At 46.6% G+C, this 16,246-nt stretch carries 15 protein-coding genes; 11 read left to right on the top strand and 4 right to left on the bottom strand.

From position 1 onward, the window contains the following. Nucleotide 1: 1 nt before the first annotated feature. Genes FNE76_RS01200 through ggt form a run of 4 tightly spaced genes read right to left on the bottom strand, consistent with a single transcriptional unit; the run spans nt 2 to nt 3,571 of the window. Entirely contained in the window at nt 2-538 is a 537-nt protein-coding gene (locus FNE76_RS01200) for a hypothetical protein (protein ID WP_120948303.1), read from the bottom strand. Then, nucleotides 535-1,140, bottom strand: a complete 606-nt coding sequence (gene coaE, locus FNE76_RS01195) for a dephospho-CoA kinase (RefSeq protein WP_120948302.1) — start codon at nt 1,138-1,140, stop codon at nt 535-537. The genes FNE76_RS01200 and coaE overlap by 4 nt, the downstream gene beginning before the upstream one ends. After that, nucleotides 1,137-1,889: a spermine/spermidine synthase domain-containing protein gene (locus tag FNE76_RS01190; RefSeq protein WP_120948301.1), complete on the bottom strand. Its 753-nt coding sequence runs from the start codon at nt 1,887-1,889 to the stop codon at nt 1,137-1,139. Before FNE76_RS01190 ends, coaE begins: the two co-directional genes overlap by 4 nt. Then, entirely contained in the window at nt 1,889-3,571 is a 1,683-nt protein-coding gene (gene ggt, locus FNE76_RS01185) for a gamma-glutamyltransferase (RefSeq protein WP_120948300.1), read from the bottom strand. Before ggt ends, FNE76_RS01190 begins: the two co-directional genes overlap by 1 nt. Before the next feature lie 100 nt (nt 3,572-3,671). Here ggt and FNE76_RS01180 point away from each other — a divergent pair, with 100 nt between their 5' ends. The 11 genes from FNE76_RS01180 (at nt 3,672) to FNE76_RS01130 (ending at nt 16,245) form a co-directional block, all read left to right on the top strand. Further along, nucleotides 3,672-5,144 carry a DNA polymerase III subunit gamma/tau gene (locus FNE76_RS01180; protein WP_120955851.1) on the top strand — a complete coding sequence of 491 codons (1,473 nt, stop codon included), beginning with the start codon at nt 3,672-3,674 and terminating at the stop codon, nt 5,142-5,144. After that, on the top strand, nt 5,144-5,566 hold the full coding sequence (gene tsaE / locus FNE76_RS01175) for a tRNA (adenosine(37)-N6)-threonylcarbamoyltransferase complex ATPase subunit type 1 TsaE (RefSeq protein WP_120948299.1): 423 nt from the start codon (nt 5,144-5,146) through the stop codon (nt 5,564-5,566). The genes FNE76_RS01180 and tsaE overlap by 1 nt, the downstream gene beginning before the upstream one ends. Further along, a complete protein-coding gene (gene lptB, locus FNE76_RS01170) occupies nt 5,559-6,281 on the top strand; it encodes an LPS export ABC transporter ATP-binding protein (RefSeq protein WP_120948298.1) in 723 nt (240 codons plus the stop codon). Before tsaE ends, lptB begins: the two co-directional genes overlap by 8 nt. Before the next feature lies 1 nt (nt 6,282). Next, nucleotides 6,283-7,539, top strand: a complete 1,257-nt coding sequence (locus FNE76_RS01165) for an RNA polymerase factor sigma-54 (protein ID WP_120948297.1) — start codon at nt 6,283-6,285, stop codon at nt 7,537-7,539. A 38-nt stretch (nt 7,540-7,577) separates the two neighbouring features. After that, complete coding sequence (gene pseB / locus FNE76_RS01160; protein WP_120948296.1) at nt 7,578-8,570, top strand: UDP-N-acetylglucosamine 4,6-dehydratase (inverting); 993 nt, start codon at nt 7,578-7,580, stop codon at nt 8,568-8,570. After that, nucleotides 8,567-9,826 carry a bifunctional phosphopantothenoylcysteine decarboxylase/phosphopantothenate--cysteine ligase CoaBC gene (gene coaBC, locus FNE76_RS01155; RefSeq protein WP_143928342.1) on the top strand — a complete coding sequence of 420 codons (1,260 nt, stop codon included), beginning with the start codon at nt 8,567-8,569 and terminating at the stop codon, nt 9,824-9,826. The genes pseB and coaBC overlap by 4 nt, the downstream gene beginning before the upstream one ends. Beyond that, entirely contained in the window at nt 9,810-10,562 is a 753-nt protein-coding gene (locus FNE76_RS01150) for a hypothetical protein (RefSeq protein ID WP_120948294.1), read from the top strand. The genes coaBC and FNE76_RS01150 overlap by 17 nt, the downstream gene beginning before the upstream one ends. Before the next feature lie 115 nt (nt 10,563-10,677). Next, on the top strand, nt 10,678-12,354 hold the full coding sequence (locus FNE76_RS01145) for a 30S ribosomal protein S1 (RefSeq protein WP_120948293.1): 1,677 nt from the start codon (nt 10,678-10,680) through the stop codon (nt 12,352-12,354). An 8-nt stretch (nt 12,355-12,362) separates the two neighbouring features. After that, nucleotides 12,363-12,821, top strand: coding sequence for a hypothetical protein (locus FNE76_RS01140; protein WP_235852255.1), 459 nt, complete (start codon nt 12,363-12,365; stop codon nt 12,819-12,821). Nucleotides 12,822-12,840: 19 nt separating this feature from the next. Next, nucleotides 12,841-14,418, top strand: a complete 1,578-nt coding sequence (gene serA / locus FNE76_RS01135) for a phosphoglycerate dehydrogenase (RefSeq protein WP_120948292.1) — start codon at nt 12,841-12,843, stop codon at nt 14,416-14,418. Further along, on the top strand, nt 14,419-16,245 hold the full coding sequence (locus FNE76_RS01130; protein ID WP_120948291.1) for a menaquinone biosynthesis decarboxylase: 1,827 nt from the start codon (nt 14,419-14,421) through the stop codon (nt 16,243-16,245). Nucleotide 16,246: the final 1 nt, after the last annotated feature.

The following is a 16,246-nucleotide window of genomic DNA, read 5'->3' as shown; positions in this document are numbered from 1 at the left end:
TTTAAAATGAGTGGGTATAGACTCCACGCTTCCAAACTCCTAAAGGATCATCTAAAATGAAATTGACTTTATAACTTTCCTCCATCCCGTGTTTTTTATCCCTTAAAATGTGCTGGATAGAAAGTTCAACAGGGGGGAGTTTTAAGGGAGTGTTGGGCTTAAGCTCAAAGGCTAAAAATAGAGGCTCATTTTTGGCAAAATCCCAGCCCGTGCGCCATCTAGGCAAGGTGGTTTGGCTTTTGAGCAAGCGATTGCCCACCTGCACCTCAAAGCTAGCCAAGTAATAAATCCCGGGCTCTAGGATCCGTGTAGCGATTTTGGCTTGTTTGTAGGTATCCCGCCATAACAAGAAAAACCCATTATTGCCCCCCAAAACAAATTCTTGTGAGGGCTTATCGCCCAGTTTGCGCCAATAAGTTTTGACTGCCCCACCTTGATAACCAATATCAAAGGTAACCTGACTAGCCAAGCTAGAATGCTTGGGCGCACAGGCACACAGCAACAAAGCTAGGCTACAGATAATCGTTTTTGTCCTCATGGTTGGCACATCTTAGGCAGGTCTAAAACCAGCCGATCGATCTCTTGTTGCAGGTGTTTTAAATCCTTAGAATTATCTAACACAAGGGGGCTTAAAGATTTTTTGATCTCAATATCCATTTGGGCGTTGAGTCTTTGGGCGATTTGATTAGCACCCAAGCCATCTCTTTGGGCGACCCTTTTGATTTGCACTTCTCTAGGCGCATAGACCAGCACCACTTGGGTGATCCCATAACTTTTAACCCCCTCCACTTCGTAGTAAAGCGGGATGTCTAAAAAATAGGGTTGGTGGTGGCCTTCCAAACTTTGAGCTTGCTCTAAAAGTTCTTGACGGACTTTTGGGTGGATAAAGCCCTCTAGTTGGTGGCGTTTGGTTGCATCTGCAAAAACAATCTCTCCTAGTTTTGGGCGATTAACCCTACCCGCATTTAAAATATCCTCTGCAAATAGGGCTTGAATCTCTAAGGCGTGTTTGTCTAGGAGTTGGTGTGCGATTTTATCAGCATCAAGCACGCAATAGCCATGCAGGCGCAAAAGATTAGCCACCGTGCTCTTGCCCGTGCCAATCCCTCCAGTGAGCACAAAAGCGCAAGTCAAGCTCAATTTTTCAACAACCCTAAATACGCACTCTTGAGCCAGTTGGGCTGGCAAAAGGCACTGGTATGCACTTGATCGTTATAATGTTTAAGCCCCTCTAACATGGTAATCTTTTGCAAGCACATGTCTGCTTCAGGGTGGTAGTGTTTGGAGGCAAAGAGATAGCACAAGGGGCGCACATCATAGGGGTTTGTGCAAGGCATGAGCACAGAAAAATAGCAATGCAGGTGCTCTAGGGTGCTTTTAAAGCCTAGAGGGTCTAATAGGGGGTGGGGGGCGTGCAACAACAAGACACCTTGAGGGCTTAACATGCGTTGCAAGCCATCGATTTGGTGGGCGTTAGGTGTGTGCAGGTCGATGATGAGATCGTATTTTTGAATCTCCAAATCGATCATCTTGGCATGCTGTTTGAAATTAGCATGGGTGCTCACTTCCTCAAAATGGGGCAAAAAGGGCTTGAGGGCCTGCAAAATCACCTGATCTTCTTGTACAAAAGCCACGCTTTTAGCTTGATTCAAGAGGGCATACCCCACTTCCAAATCAAAACCCCCCACCACGAGGGCATGTTGAATCTCGGGCAGGACACCCCCCCCCACATGGGCTAAAAATTCGCTCTGCAAAAAGGGGTATTTTTGCAAAAACACCTCTTCCTGTGTGCCTAAAACCTTAGCCACAAGCCCCAATGCGGGGCTTTCAAAAATTTCTAAACTGCAAGCCATGCCCTCCAGATGCTGGATTTTAGAACCTAATTGCATCAATACTCTTCGCGTGGGTCATGCGCCCCATACATCATATGCGATTTGGCATCGATCACAATGGCATTCACATCCCCCATTCTAGGCTTGACCACAAGCTTATAGCCCATTCTTTTAAGATTTTCCTCCACATCTTTAACCACACCAAATTTTTCGGTGCGGATTTCATCGGGCAACCACTGCATGTGGAAACGCGGTGCGGTGATGGCTTCTGCAATGTTCATGCCATGATCGATCACATTGCTAATCACTTGTAAAACCGTGGTGATGATGCGCGCCCCGCCCGGGCTACCCACAACCATGAAAACCTTGTTATTTTTAAGTACAATAGTTGGCGACATGGAGCTTAAGGGGCGTTTTTTAGGCTCAATGGAATTAGCATCGCCCCCCACAAGCCCGTATATATTGGGCGAACCCGCCTTGATTGAAAAATCATCCATTTCATTATTGAGCAAAAAGCCCGCACCCTCAATAGCTGCAGCACTCCCATAAGAAGCATTGATGGTATAAGTGATGCTCACCGCATTCCCCCATTTGTCCGCGACAGAATAATGCGTTGTATTTTTGCCTTCGTGTAATTGCCCTAACCCGGGGTTGATTTTGGTGCTATCGGTTGCTAAGTTAGGCTGGATATTTTCATAGACCTTTTTAGCATAAGGTTTGCTGGTGAGTTTTTCAACAGGAATGGTGATAAAGTCGGGATCGCCCATGTAAAGAGAGCGATCGGCATAAGCTTGGCGCATAGCCTCTGCCATGATGTGCATCGTTTGGCTAGAACCAAAGCCCAAGCTACCAATGTCTGCATTCTCCATCGTATTTAAAATCTCAATGATATGGGTGCCTCCTGAGCTTGGTGGCCCCATGGAGACAATTTTATAGCCCCGATAAGTGCCCACAACGGGTTTGCGCCACACAACATTATATTGTGCCAAATCCTCCTTAGTGATAATCCCCCCATTGCGGCGCATATCCTCTGCGATCAATTCGGCGATTTTGCCTTTGTAAAAAGCACTGGGACCTTGCTCTTTAATGAGGGTGAGAGTCTTGGCCAAGTCGCTCTGCACGAATAAATCCCCTTCCCGGTAAGACACCATACCTTTTTTCAAAAAATACTTACGGCTACTGGCGTATTTGGCAAAACGCTCCTTGGCTGCCAACATGGTTTCCCCTTGCCTAGCACTGAGCTTAAAGCCTTTTTCAGCCAAATCAATGGCAGGTTGAATCAAGGTTGCTAATTTTTTAGTCCCGTATTTGTCTAACATCTCGCTAAGGCCCGCTACGGTGCCTGGAACCCCAGCAGCCAAATAACCATCGGTGCTCAAATTGGGGATCACTTTGCCATCGCGATCCAAATACATGTTTTTGGTGGCTCTTAAGGGGGCTTTCTCCCTAAAATCAAGGGTGAGATTATCCCCATTAGCCAAATGGATCACCGCAAAGCCCCCCCCGCCAATATTGCCTGCGGCTGGATGCACCACCGCTAGGGCATAACCAATTGCCACTGCTGCATCAATGGCATTCCCCCCCTCATCCAAGACCTTTTGCCCGATTTGATCGGCTAGGGGATTACTTGAGAGAGCTAGAGCCTTGCCCTTAATGGGTGGCCAACTAGCACCAGAGGCAAGCTGTATCCACCCTGCACTAATCAAAACAACAAGCCACAAACGCAATATCTGTAACATGAAATTCTCCTATGATTTAATCAAAAAGCCCGCTATTCTACCATAAGTTAGAGTACTCTGAAATTAAGCTATAATACAAACATGACGGAAAGGACGATTCTTGATTCTAGCACTTAAATACCGCCCCAAACATTTTAAAGAACTCGTCGGGCAAGAATCTGTCTCCACCACTTTGGCCCTCGCACTGGATCGTGCCCGTTTGGCACACGCCTATTTGTTTAGCGGGTTGCGTGGGAGTGGCAAGACCAGCTCGGCACGAATCTTTGCGCGCGCTTTGCAATGTGAGAGGGGACCTGCCAGCACGCCCTGTGATATCTGCCCTAATTGCCTAGAGGCTCTAGGCGATCACCACATGGACATCATTGAAATTGATGGCGCGTCTAATCGGCGGATTGAAGATGTGCGCAATATCATTGAGCAGACCAAATACCAGCCCGTTTTGGGGCGTTTTAAGATTTTTATCTTAGATGAAGTCCATATGCTAACTAAAGAAGCCTTTAATGCGTTGTTAAAGACTCTTGAAGAACCCCCTGCGCATGTAAAATTCATCTTGGCCACCACCGATGTGCTCAAGCTCCCAGCGACCATTTTAAGCCGCACCCAGCACTTTAGATTTAAAAAAATCCCCCCCAAACTCATCACCCAACACCTGCAATCCATTACTAAACAAGAAAATATCCCCTATGAGGAGGGCGCGCTAGAGATGATCGCTAGGAGTGGGGGGGGGAGCTTACGCGACACGCTCACCCTGTTAGATCAGGCCATCAATTACAGCGCAGGGCATTTAAAAACGGCTAGTATTGCCCAAATGTTGGGCATGGTGGATGCGCAGATTTTAGAGGATTTTTTTAACGCCCTCTCTGACAAGCAAGGCGCAAGATTGCAAACCTTGTTGGGCTTGTTAGAAGAACATGAAATTAGCATGGTCTTAGAGGAGATGGGGCTTTTTTTAAAAGCGTGTTTGTTAGATCAACGCTTCCCAACCACTTTATTAGAAAAGTTTTTAAGTACGCTTGCCCAAGCCAAACAGCTTGTGGCACTTGGGACTGATGGGAGTTTTGTGCTCACTTTAAGTGCACTTAAAATGCAAGCTTACATCCAAGAGCATGCTAACACCCTCCAAGTCCCAATGACTCAAACTCCAGCAAGCACCCCCAACACGCCCCAACCCCAAACTTCTAAGCCAATAGCCCCAACCACTAAGCCCACGCCCAGCCCAGATGCTAGCGCGCTCTTTGCAAAACTCATTGCCAACTTACGCCTCTCAAACCCTAAGTTGGGCGAGACTTTTGAGCATTGTATCCGTTTTGTCTCCTTCAAAGATCAGGTTTTGATGTGGGAATCGCGTGCCAACCAGCAGGATAAGGCAATTTTAGGCAAATACTATAAAAGCCTCATTGTGCCACAAGTGCAAGCCCTCTATGGCAAAGATGTGAGCATCAAGCCCATGAAAGCCGATGTGCTCCAAAAGCACAATAATTGTCAGGAGTTTATGGCAAATCACCAGCCCTTGATGAAAGCGATGACTCAGCATTTGAATATTACGGGTATAGAAGAATTGGAGGGTTGTTAGTGCGTCTGCAAGCCAGTTTAGAGAATCTAGGCCCCGTGCTAGAGAGCCTCCATGCAAAAATCGCCAGCCACCCCTTGCCCCTTGTGTTTTTGTTACAAGGCGATCTAGCTAGTGGCAAGACAACCCTAGTGCAACGCTTTTGTGCCGCTCTGAATGCCCCGCATGCCACTTCGCCTACCTTTAGCCTACTGCACACCTACCAAGCCCCTAAGTTTAATATTTATCACTACGATTTTTATTTAAAATCCCTACCCGAGTTAGTGGCTCTAGGCGTTTTGGAGCATTTAGAGCTAGAGGGCGTGCATTTTGTTGAGTGGGGCGGTGGTCTTAAGGAGATGTTGATTCAAGCGGGCTTTAAAGTGTGCGTGGTGGGTTTAACCCGCCTAGATCAAGACCGCTTATATGAGATTGTAGATGGATAAGCTCATTGCCAATAATTTAAGCAAGCAGATCAAAAAAACTAAGATCGTGCATGATGTCTCCTTAGAAGTGCATAGTGCGCAAGTGGTGGGCTTGCTAGGGCCCAATGGGGCGGGTAAAACCACGACCTTTTATATGATCTGTGGGTTATTACAGCCCAGCGGGGGGAGTGTGTATCTTAATGATATTGAACTCTCTAGCTACCCCTTGCACAAGCGATCCAACATGGGAATTGGCTATTTGCCCCAAGAATCGAGCATTTTTAAGGATTTGAGTGTACTGGACAATTTGATGTTGGCTGCCCAGACAACTTTTAAGAGCAACAAGGAAGCCATAAATAGAATCGAAGAAATGTTAGATGCCTTTAATATCCAAACCATCAAGGATCGCAAGGGCATGTCTTTAAGCGGGGGGGAGCGCCGACGTGTGGAGATTGCGCGCGCGCTCATCAAAAATCCTAAATTTATTTTGCTTGATGAGCCCTTTGCTGGGGTCGATCCGATTGCGGTTTTAGATATCCAAAAGATCATTGAACGCTTGGTTGAAATGAATATCGGGGTGCTCATCACTGATCACAATGTGCGTGAAACTTTAAGCGTGTGCCATAGAGCCTATGTGATCAAAAGCGGGACTTTGCTAGCTAGTGGCACCAGCGAGCAGATTTACGAAAATGCCCTAGTGCGTAAATATTACTTAGGCGAGCATTTTAAGGTCTAACATGGCAATTTTACGTCCACAATTAGCCACTAAAAACAAGCTTTGCGCCACGCTAAAAAGCTGGTTGCCCATTTTGCAAAGCGACCCCTTAGAGATTGAAGACACCTTACAGACTTATGCCCAAGATAACCCCTATTTGAGCGTGCAGAGTGGTTTGAGCCAAAATTTAAGCCACCACAGAGATACCCGCCTAAAAAATACGATGAGCGACAAGATCGAAGCCTTGAGCGTGTATAAAAAAAGCTTGTATGAGAGTTTGCATGAACAGATCATCCCTCCGCTTTTCCCCACGCCCCTATCAGTCCAAATTGCCCATGATATTTTAGATAACTTGAGTAGCGAGGGGTATTTTGAGAGCGATTTAGCTGGGCAAGCAGAGAGTTTGGGGGTGAGCCCCCAAGAGTATGAAAAGGTGCGGCAACGCTTTGCCTATCTTGATCCTCCGGGCATTGGGGCATGCACGCTACAAGAAAGTTTTTTATTCCAACTCAACCACCATGACGAACTGGACGCGCCCACCTACGATTTATGCGCCCAAATTATCCAAAATCTTGAATGCCATAAAGAATTTAGCCACCTGCCCAGCTATGCTAAGGCGATGCAAACCATCACTTCGTTTAAAAACCCACCTGCGCTTGATTTTGCAGACAAAATTCCCCCCATTATTCCCGATCTCTTGGTGCTCGAAGAAGATGGAAATATCTTTGTGCAACTCAACGAAGGGTATTATCCCAAAGTGATCATTGAAGAGATTAAAATCAAGCAAAACAACGCCTACTTAAAAGAAAAGCTCAAAGAGGCACGGGATTTAGTCGATGCCTTGCAAATGCGCCACCAGACCATCCAAAAAATCGGACTAATGTTGGTGGAATACCAGTATGATTTTTTTAAGGGTAAGGAGATCAAACCCATGCGCTTGGTGGATATTGCCAACGAATTTGGCTACGCGCCTAGCACTATCTCACGGGCAATCTCCAATAAATATTTGGAATGTTCTAGGGGTATCTTCCCTATTAAGAGTTTTTTCACCACCGCTCTAGAGGGCGATGTTTCCAACGCCTCAATCAAAGATTTTATCTTGGAGTTAGTCAAAAATGAGGATCGCCAAAGGCCCATGAGCGATTTAAAAATGTTAGAGTTAGTGGAACGCAAATTTGGGCTTAAAATGGTGCGCCGCACGATCACCAAATACCGCAAACTTTTGAACATCGCCAGTTCGTCTGAGCGTAAAAAACTTTATAGCATGCGTTTAGGCTAGTCCTTTAGTTGTGTTATAACGGGGATTTTGGAGGTCCAATGGGATTTTTAGATCACAAAAGCGTGTTGATCACGGGAGGCACGGGCAGTTTTGGCAAAGCTTGCATACAAGTCCTCTTAGACCAACACAACCCTAAAAAGATCATCATTTATAGTCGCGATGAGCTCAAGCAATACCAAATGGCACAAACTTTCAGCGATCCCAAAATGCGCTTTTTTATCGGAGATGTGCGGGACAAAGATCGTCTAGCCAGTGCGATGCAGGGGGTGGATGTGTGTATCCATGCCGCCGCACTCAAACATGTGCCCATTGCCGAATACAACCCCCTAGAGTGCATTAAGACCAATATTTTAGGAGCTAGCGCGCTCATTGAGGCGTGTTTAAAAGAGCAAGTTGGGCATGTGATTGCCCTAAGCACCGATAAGGCCAGCAACCCAATCAATCTCTATGGGGCGACCAAGTTATGTAGCGACAAGCTCTTTATCAGCGCAAACAACATGAAAGGCAAGTCTGCTTGCAAGTTTAGCGTAGTGCGTTATGGGAATGTAGTGGGCTCTAGGGGGAGTGTAGTGCCCTTTTTTCAAAACTTAGTGGCGCAAAATGCTCCACAAATTCCCATCACTGACACGCGCATGACACGCTTTTGGATCACGCTAGATCAAGGAGTGCATTTTGTGTTACGCAGTTTGGAGCGCATGCATGGGGGAGAGATCTTTGTGCCCAAAATCCCTAGCATGAACATTTTAGACCTTAAGCAAGCTCTAGCTCCTGACATTCCCATTAAGATCGTGGGGATTAGGCCGGGGGAAAAGCTCCATGAGGTGATGATTAGCAGCGACGATCGCGCCTTTGAATTTGAGGATTTTTATATATTAGAACCTACCATCTCTTTTCAAACCCCCATCGATTACAGCCTAACCCTCTTGGGTGAGAAAGGGAAGCGTGCCCCTGAGGGTTTTAGCTACAATAGTCTAGAAAACCCCCAACGCTTGAGCGCGCCCGAGCTGTTAAAAATGTTAGCCACCCTATGAAAACTCTGGATTTGCTCGCCCAAAATGCCTTGCTCAAAAATCGCCGTATTTTATTATTGGTGAGTGGCTCGATTGCCGCTTACAAGAGCTTGGATTTAGCGCGTGCTTTCATCAAAATGGGCGCAAAGGTCAAGGTGGTGATGAGCAAGCAGGCGATGCGCTTTGTTACCCCGCTAAGTTTTGAGGCACTGACTCATTATCCCGTACTCACACACAAAAGCGAACGCTGGGACTTGAGCAATCCAAATTGCCCCAATCATATTAGTTATGCTAAGTGGGCGCAGGTGGTGCTACTGGCTCCTGCTAGTGCCAACACCCTAGCCAAACTAGCGCATGGACTTGCTGATAGCCTCTTAAGCGCGGTGTTTTTAGCCAGTAGCGCGCCTAAAATCCTAGCTCCCAGCATGAATACGCAAATGTTAGAGGCGCGCGCCACCCAAGAGAATTTAGAACGCCTCAAATCTTGGGGTTGCATAGTTGTAGAGCCTAGAGAGGATTTACTAGCCTGCAACACACAGGGCAAGGGAGCGATGGCGGACATTTTAGACATGGTGTGTGCCAGCGTGCAGGCTTTATATAAAAATAGCTTTTGGGCAGGTAAAGAGGTGGTGGTGAGCGGGGGGGGGAGCTTGGAGAAGATTGATAGTGTGCGCTATATCTGCAATTTTTCTAGTGGCTTGCAGGCGAGCACTCTAGCCCTTGCCCTCTATCTTCAGGGCGCACAGGTGTCCTTGGTGGCTAGCACCTTTGCTTTGGAGTTGCCCGCAGGCATTGGATGCTTAAGCGTGCAAAGTGGGGCCGATTATCTGCAAGCCCTGCAAGAGAGGGCAAATCTGCAAGACCCGCCCTTTTTGTTCATGGCCGCTGCTATTAGCGATTACAAACCCGCTACCCCCCACAAGGGTAAGCTTAAAAAGCAAGACTTAGGCGCGTCTTGGAATTTGGAATGCGTGCAAAATGTAGATATTTTAGCCTCTTTAAAGGGTTTTATTAAAATTGGTTTTAAGGCTGAAGAGGAGGGCACTTTGGCGATCACCAATGCCCGAAAACTATTAGATAGCCCCAAAAATGGAGGTAAAGGCTGTTTGGCGGTGTGCTTGAACACCCTTGATTGCCAACCCTTTGGATCGGCACAAAACCAAATGTGGCTTTTAAGCGCGCAACATAGCCAGCGCACAAACTACCTTAACAAACTCACCTTGAGTTTTGAGATTTTAAACTTTGTGAGCCAAGTCTGCCATGCTCAATCCCATTAGCGCGCTTTTAAACTTACAGCAACTCCACAATATTATCAAGGACAACCCACAACACTTTAACGCCACCTTGCCCCTCTTTTTAAAGGTACTAGAGAAAAAGGGCGATAATAGATATTTGTTGCAACTGGGTAATCAAATTTTAGAAACCAAGAGTGCCAAACCTTTGATTACCGGGCAAAAATATTGGGCGTTGATGCAAAAAAGCTCAGTGGGGGCAATCATGCTCTCTAATCTCGTGCCCCAGCCCAAAATCATGGAGCAACTCAAAAATGCGCCCTTAAAATTGGATCTGCACCAATTAAACCAGATTTTAAAACAAGAGGATTTTAAGGGTTATCACGAACAATTAGTCACCCATTTAACCCACGCCCAGAGTCGTCAAGATTTTTGGCTCTTGGGTAATTTGCTTTTATCCTTGCAACACCAAGTGGCTAGTTTTGTGATCAAGGACAAGCACCAAGAGGCGTTGATCCAGATTAAAAATAAAAAGGGCAAGCAAAAACAGCTGGATTTTTACGCACTTTACCCACATTTGGGGGCTTTGCAAGGGCATGTGTTGTGGCAAGAGCCACATTTGAGCCTGCACATTGTAGTGCTCTACGAGAACACCGCACGCCTCTTGGAGCAATATAAAAACACCTTGAAAGGTTTTGATGCGGTGCATATCTCTGCTAGCCCACACACCATAGAGCCTCTGTTTGGATTTGAAGAAAGTTTGTTGGACACGAAGGGGTAAAATCTTTTTTGAGCACGCAACAAGAGCTTAACAGAGAGTTTGCTTTGTGCCTTTTTAGTAATTATAAGGAAACAAAAGCTAAAATAGGCTAAATAATACCCTAGAGAAGGTTGTGATGAGTAAAGAATTGGAGTCCTTAGAGAGTCGGAGCGAGTCTGAAGAATTCAGAGAATACATGAAGGAGTACATGCACGGAGAGGATGAGTCGGAACAAAAGGGGGGTGTGAAAGAGGGTGTGGTTGTTTCGATCAACGAGCAAGAGGGCTATGCCATGGTGAGTGTTGGGGGCAAAACAGAGGGTAGACTTTCTTTAGAGGAGATTTTAGATGCACAAGGAGGGTTGCTCTTTAACCTAGAAGATACAATCCCGGTTTATGTGTCGCATAAGGGTGAGCGGGTTAGTGTTTCTTATAGAAAGGCTCTAGCTTTTGGGAAAGCACAAGAAAAAATCCAAGCCTTGGGGGAGGACTATAGGGACAAGATGATCGAGGGCGAGGTTGTGCGCGAAAACAAAGGGGGGTATGTCCTTGTGGATCGCGAGGGTGTAGAATACTCTCTTTCTAAAGCGCAGTCTTCCCTTAAGCGTGGGGAAAACCATTTGGGCAAACGGCTCAAGGTTTGTATCACTTCCATAGACCCCGAGCGTGGCTTGATCAGTGTTTCTAGAAAACGTTTTTATGATGTTTATAGCAAACACCAGCATGAGGTTTCTAAGAGACTGGTCGAATCCCAAGAGATTTATAATGGGGTGGTGAAAAGTGTTACTAACTTTGGCGTGTTTGTGGAGGTAGATGGCGTAGAAGGGTTGGTGCATTACACAGAGATTAGCCACCGCGGTTCAGCCAATCCAAGTAAGCACTACAAAGAGGGCGATGGGGTGCAGGTTAAAGCCCTCGCCTATGATGAAGAAAAAAAACGCCTCTCCCTCTCTATTAAAGCCACCATGGAGGATCCATGGCATGAGATTCAAACCAAACTTAAAGTGGGTTATGCCATTAAAGTCGTGGTCAGTAGCATTGAAAATTATGGCGTGTTTGTGGATATTGGGAACGACATTGAAGGCTTTTTGCACATCTCTGAGATCTCTTGGAATAAAAATGTCAAGCATCCTCAAGACTACCTAGAACTCAACCAAGAGATTGATGTCAAAATCATTGAAATTGACAGCGCAAACCGCCGTTTGCGCGTGTCTTTAAAACAGCTTTCTGATAAACCCTTCAATGAATTTGTCTCCAAACACCGCGTGGGGGATTTGATTGAGGGCAAGGTGGCGACCTTAACCGATTTTGGTGCATTCCTCAATTTTGGGGGTGTAGATGGACTCTTGCACAATAAAGATGCTTTTTGGGAACAAGACAAAAAGTGCAAGGATCACTTCAAGATAGGCGATGTGGTGCAGGTTAAGATTTTGAAGATCAATAAGGAGAATGAGAAAATCTCTTTGGAGATGAAATTTGCCCAGCCTTCCCCTGTGGAAACTTTTAGCCAAAAGTATAAGGTCGGGGATGTGGTTCAAGGTGCGGTGGTGAATATTAAGGATTTCGGTGTGTTTGTCAATGTCGATGGAATCGATGTCTTGATCAAGAGCGAGGATTTACCCCCGCTTAAAAAAGAAGAGATCAAGATTGGTGATTTGATCACCAGCGTGGTTGTGGCAATCGAAAAAGCCAATAACAAAGTCCGTGCCTCTGTGCGCCGTTTAGAGCGTAAAAAAGAGAGAGAGCAGTTACAAGCTTTTAATGCTGGGGATGACAAGATGACCTTAGGAGATAAAATCTCAGGTAAGTTCTAACTTGATTGATGAAAATTGCAAAGGTCCGCTCGCTTGTTTTGTTGATCTTGCTTTTCTTTGCGCTTGCTCTAATCGCCTATGTGGGGCGGGGTTTGTTCATGCAACGCCCTCCCAAAATTGAGCCTAAGAGTACCCCTAAATTGTCCTTGCCCGACTTAGCTGATGTGCCCGTTGCTCCACAAAGCGATGTCTCCGTAATCTCAGAACCCGATTTTGCTTACCCAGTACTAGAAAAGCGCGTGGGAGTCGAGTTTTTAGGTGGCTCACACTCCCAAAAATTGCTCATCCGCAATTTAGACGCTTACAAGTCGTTTTGTTTGCATGAGATCTTAAGAGAAGCGCATGTCGATTTTGCACTAGACAAACAAGCGCGTGGCACGACCATTATCGTGTATTTGCCCCGCACCTCATCTAAAGCTCTCTTGGATGAGTTGCATTACTACAAAATCCCTTACCGCTTTGACTGATCCCAACTAAAGGAAATCCATGCAAATTGCCATCTGTGATCCCATCCACCCCAAGGGCATCACTTTACTTAGCGAGCAAAAAGACATCCAAATTTTGGACTATTCCCAAATGCCTAAAAGCGATCTCCCCCTAGCCCTCAAGGGTGTTGCAGGACTCATCACCAGAAGCATGACCCCCATCCATGCAACTATGCTCGCACATGCTAAAGATTTAAAAGTGCTGGTGCGCGCGGGCGTGGGCGTGGATAATGTGGATATTGATCTGTGCTCCCAAAAAGGGATTGTGGTGATGAATGTCCCTACGGCTAACACCATTGCTGCTGTGGAGCTCACCATGGCACACATGCTCAATGCCGTGCGTTATTTACCCAGCGCGAATGCCCAACTCAAACATGATAGGCTTTGGCAACGTGAGGATTGGTATGGGAGCGAGCTTTATGGCAAGAAGTTAGGCATCATCGGCTTTGGCAACATCGGATCGCGCGTGGGCGCGCGCGCTTTAGCCTTTGGTATGGAGGTGATCACCTACGATCCCTATATCCACAAGTCCAAAGCCACCGACCTAGGGGTGTCTTACACGGCAGATTTTAAAGACATTTTGGCTTGTGATGTGATTACCATCCACACGCCCAAGAACAAGGAAACGATCAATATCATTGATTACGAACAGATCGCTCAAATGAAAGAGGGCGTGATCTTGATTAATTGCGCACGGGGTGGGCTTTATAATGAAGAAGCCTTATATGAGGCACTCAAATCCAAAAAAGTGCGCTGGTTAGGGCTAGATGTCTTTAGCAAAGAGCCCGGCACTGCCAACCCGCTTTTAGAACTCGATAATGTCTATGTTACCCCCCACATTGGGGCTAACACTTGGGAATCCCAAGAACAAATTGCCCTGCAGGCGGCTAAGGCTGTGGTGGATGCTCTAAGGGGGAGTGCTTATCCTAATGCGCTCAACTTACCCATCCAAGAGGGGCAAATGGCTAGCTATGCCAAGCCCTACCTAGAGCTCACCCAAAAATTGGGTTTTTTGTCCTCCCAAATCAACAAGGGGGCTTTTAGTTCCCTAGAGCTTACTTTAGCCGGTCCCATCAAGGAATACGCGCCCTCTTTGCTCAGTGCTGCCCTTGTAGGCTTACTCAAACCCTCTTTGAGCGATAAGGTCAATTATATCAATGCCCCCTTTTTAGCCAAAGAGCGCCATATTGCCCTAAACACCAAGATTTTAGAAGATGCCACGCCCTACACCAACTTAGTTACCTTGCAATTAAGCACGCCCCACCAGACCACGCAAGTGAGCGGGAGTGTCTTTGCCAACGATCTGCTCAAGATCACCAACATTAATGGCTTTGAAATGGATGTCAAGCCACAAGGCAACATGATTTTATTTAAAAATGAGGACAGACCCGGGGTGATTGGGAATGTGGGGCAAACTCTAGCCGAACACAACATCAATATCGCCGATTTTAGATTGGGGCGCAATAACCACAAAGAAGCCTTAGCCTTGATCGTAGTGGATGATCCCATCAACCCCGAAATTTTAGCCAAGTTGCAAACAATCCCACATTGTTTGGGCGTGAATGTGGTTTCAATCTAGGTGCAAGCTCTTATCAACAAACTCAAAGCCCGTAATGAATTGCGGGTCATCTCCACGCCCCTAGACATTGAGCTAGAAATCCCACATACCGCCTATATTGAAGCCAAAAAGCCCCAAGGCGGGCAAGCCCTTTTATTCACCAATCCAGTGAGTGCCAAGCACTCCAAGCAGTTTGATATGCCGATCTTAATGAATCTCTTTGGATCGCAAGCGCGCCTAGAGCACATTATCCAAGAGCCTATTAAAACATATTGTGCGCGCCTAGAGACCCTTTTAAGCCTGCAAAAACCCCAAAACCTCAAAGACACTTGGCATTGGCTCAAAAATATCAGCACGCTCAGACACCTTGCCCCCAAGATCACCAAGTCCGCTGATACCCACACTTACAAAATGGGTGATCAGGTCAATCTCTACGATCTGCCCATCCTCACCACTTGGGAAAAGGATGGCGGTCCTTTTATCACGCTCGCCCAAATTTACACCCAAAGCTTGGATGGTAGCAAGAAAAATTTAGGCATGTACCGCCTACAAGTCTATGATCGCAACCATCTAGGATTGCATTGGCAAATCCACAAGGATGCTAATCACTTTTTTCATGAATACCGCCATGCACGGGTGAAAATGCCCGTGAGTATCGCCATTGGGGGCGATGCGCTCTACACATGGTGTGCCCAAGCCCCCCTGCCCTATGGCTTATTTGAGTTATTGCTCTATGGACTGATCAGAAAAAAACGCGCCCAACTGATAAGATCGCGCACCAATCCCATTGCCATCCCCCATGATTGTGGGATCATCATTGAGGGCTGGGTCGATGTAGAGGAATTGCGCCTTGAGGGACCTTTTGGCGATCACACAGGCTTTTACACCCCCAAAGAACCCTACCCCGTGCTGGAAGTGAGCGCGATCGCCACCAAGCCTAATGCGGTGTATCTAGCTAGCGTGGTGGGCAAACCCCCCTTAGAGGATAAATACTTAGGTTATTTCACCGAACGACTCTTTTTGCCCTTGCTCCAAAAAAGCGCGCATGGGCTACTTGATTATCACATGCCCGAAAATGGGGTTTTCCACAATTTGATCTTAGCCAAAATCAAACCCAGCTACCCCGGGCATGCTAGCCAAATCATGCACCATTTTTGGGGCACAGGGCAGATGAGTTTTGCCAAACATGCGATCTTTGTAGGTCCTAATGCGCCCAGCCTAGAGGATTACCCCAAAATCACCGAACACATCTTAAACCACCTCAATTTGCAATCTGTCATCATCACCGAGGGCATTTGCGATGCACTCGATCATGCTAGCCCCACTTACGCCTTTGGGGGCAAATTAGGCATTGATGCCACCAAACCCAGTGAGAACACCCCCAGTATCCTTAAAGATAGTGTTTTATTAGCCAAAATCCAAGAGGCAATGCCCGAAGCACAAATCTTAAAGCAATATGGGACACACACCAAAAACCCGATCGCGGTTGTGGGCGTGCAAAAGAGGCGCACCCTTTTACCCGTGGCTAAGGCGTGTAGCCTTTTAAGCCCCTTTGTGTCTGTTTTGGTATTTGTTGATGCGTGCAAAAACGATCTGAATAACCCCTACATGCTCTTGTGGCGCGTGGTGAATAACATCGATGCTAAACGCGATGTGTGTATCCATGAGGGGTTGTTGCTCATTGATGGGACAGATAAAAACGCATTAGATAACCACCCCAAAGAGTGGCCACAAGAGACCGATTGCAACTTGAGCGTTCTAGAAAAATTGTGCGCCCAGAAACTCATCCCCCCTTTAGATGACCCGCTTTACAAGCATTATCACATTTTCAACTCACCTAGCACTTAAA

It is taken from the genome of Helicobacter mehlei (assembly GCF_007280785.1).
GTDB lineage: Bacteria > Campylobacterota > Campylobacteria > Campylobacterales > Helicobacteraceae > Helicobacter > Helicobacter mehlei.
This window is presented reverse-complemented; position numbering and strand designations above follow the sequence as displayed.

Coding starts and splice junctions, on each gene's coding strand:
- FNE76_RS01200 (WP_120948303.1), bottom strand. CDS start 538: ATGAGGACAAAAACGATTATCTGTAGCCTAGCTTTGTTGCTGTGTGCC.
- FNE76_RS01190 (WP_120948301.1), bottom strand. CDS start 1,889: ATGCAATTAGGTTCTAAAATCCAGCATCTGGAGGGCATGGCTTGCAGT.
- ggt (WP_120948300.1), bottom strand. CDS start 3,571: ATGTTACAGATATTGCGTTTGTGGCTTGTTGTTTTGATTAGTGCAGGG.
- lptB (WP_120948298.1), top strand. CDS start 5,559: ATGGATAAGCTCATTGCCAATAATTTAAGCAAGCAGATCAAAAAAACT.
- FNE76_RS01165 (WP_120948297.1), top strand. CDS start 6,283: ATGGCAATTTTACGTCCACAATTAGCCACTAAAAACAAGCTTTGCGCC.
- pseB (WP_120948296.1), top strand. CDS start 7,578: ATGGGATTTTTAGATCACAAAAGCGTGTTGATCACGGGAGGCACGGGC.
- coaBC (WP_143928342.1), top strand. CDS start 8,567: ATGAAAACTCTGGATTTGCTCGCCCAAAATGCCTTGCTCAAAAATCGC.
- FNE76_RS01150 (WP_120948294.1), top strand. CDS start 9,810: ATGCTCAATCCCATTAGCGCGCTTTTAAACTTACAGCAACTCCACAAT.
- FNE76_RS01145 (WP_120948293.1), top strand. CDS start 10,678: ATGAGTAAAGAATTGGAGTCCTTAGAGAGTCGGAGCGAGTCTGAAGAA.
- FNE76_RS01140 (WP_235852255.1), top strand. CDS start 12,363: ATGAAAATTGCAAAGGTCCGCTCGCTTGTTTTGTTGATCTTGCTTTTC.
- serA (WP_120948292.1), top strand. CDS start 12,841: ATGCAAATTGCCATCTGTGATCCCATCCACCCCAAGGGCATCACTTTA.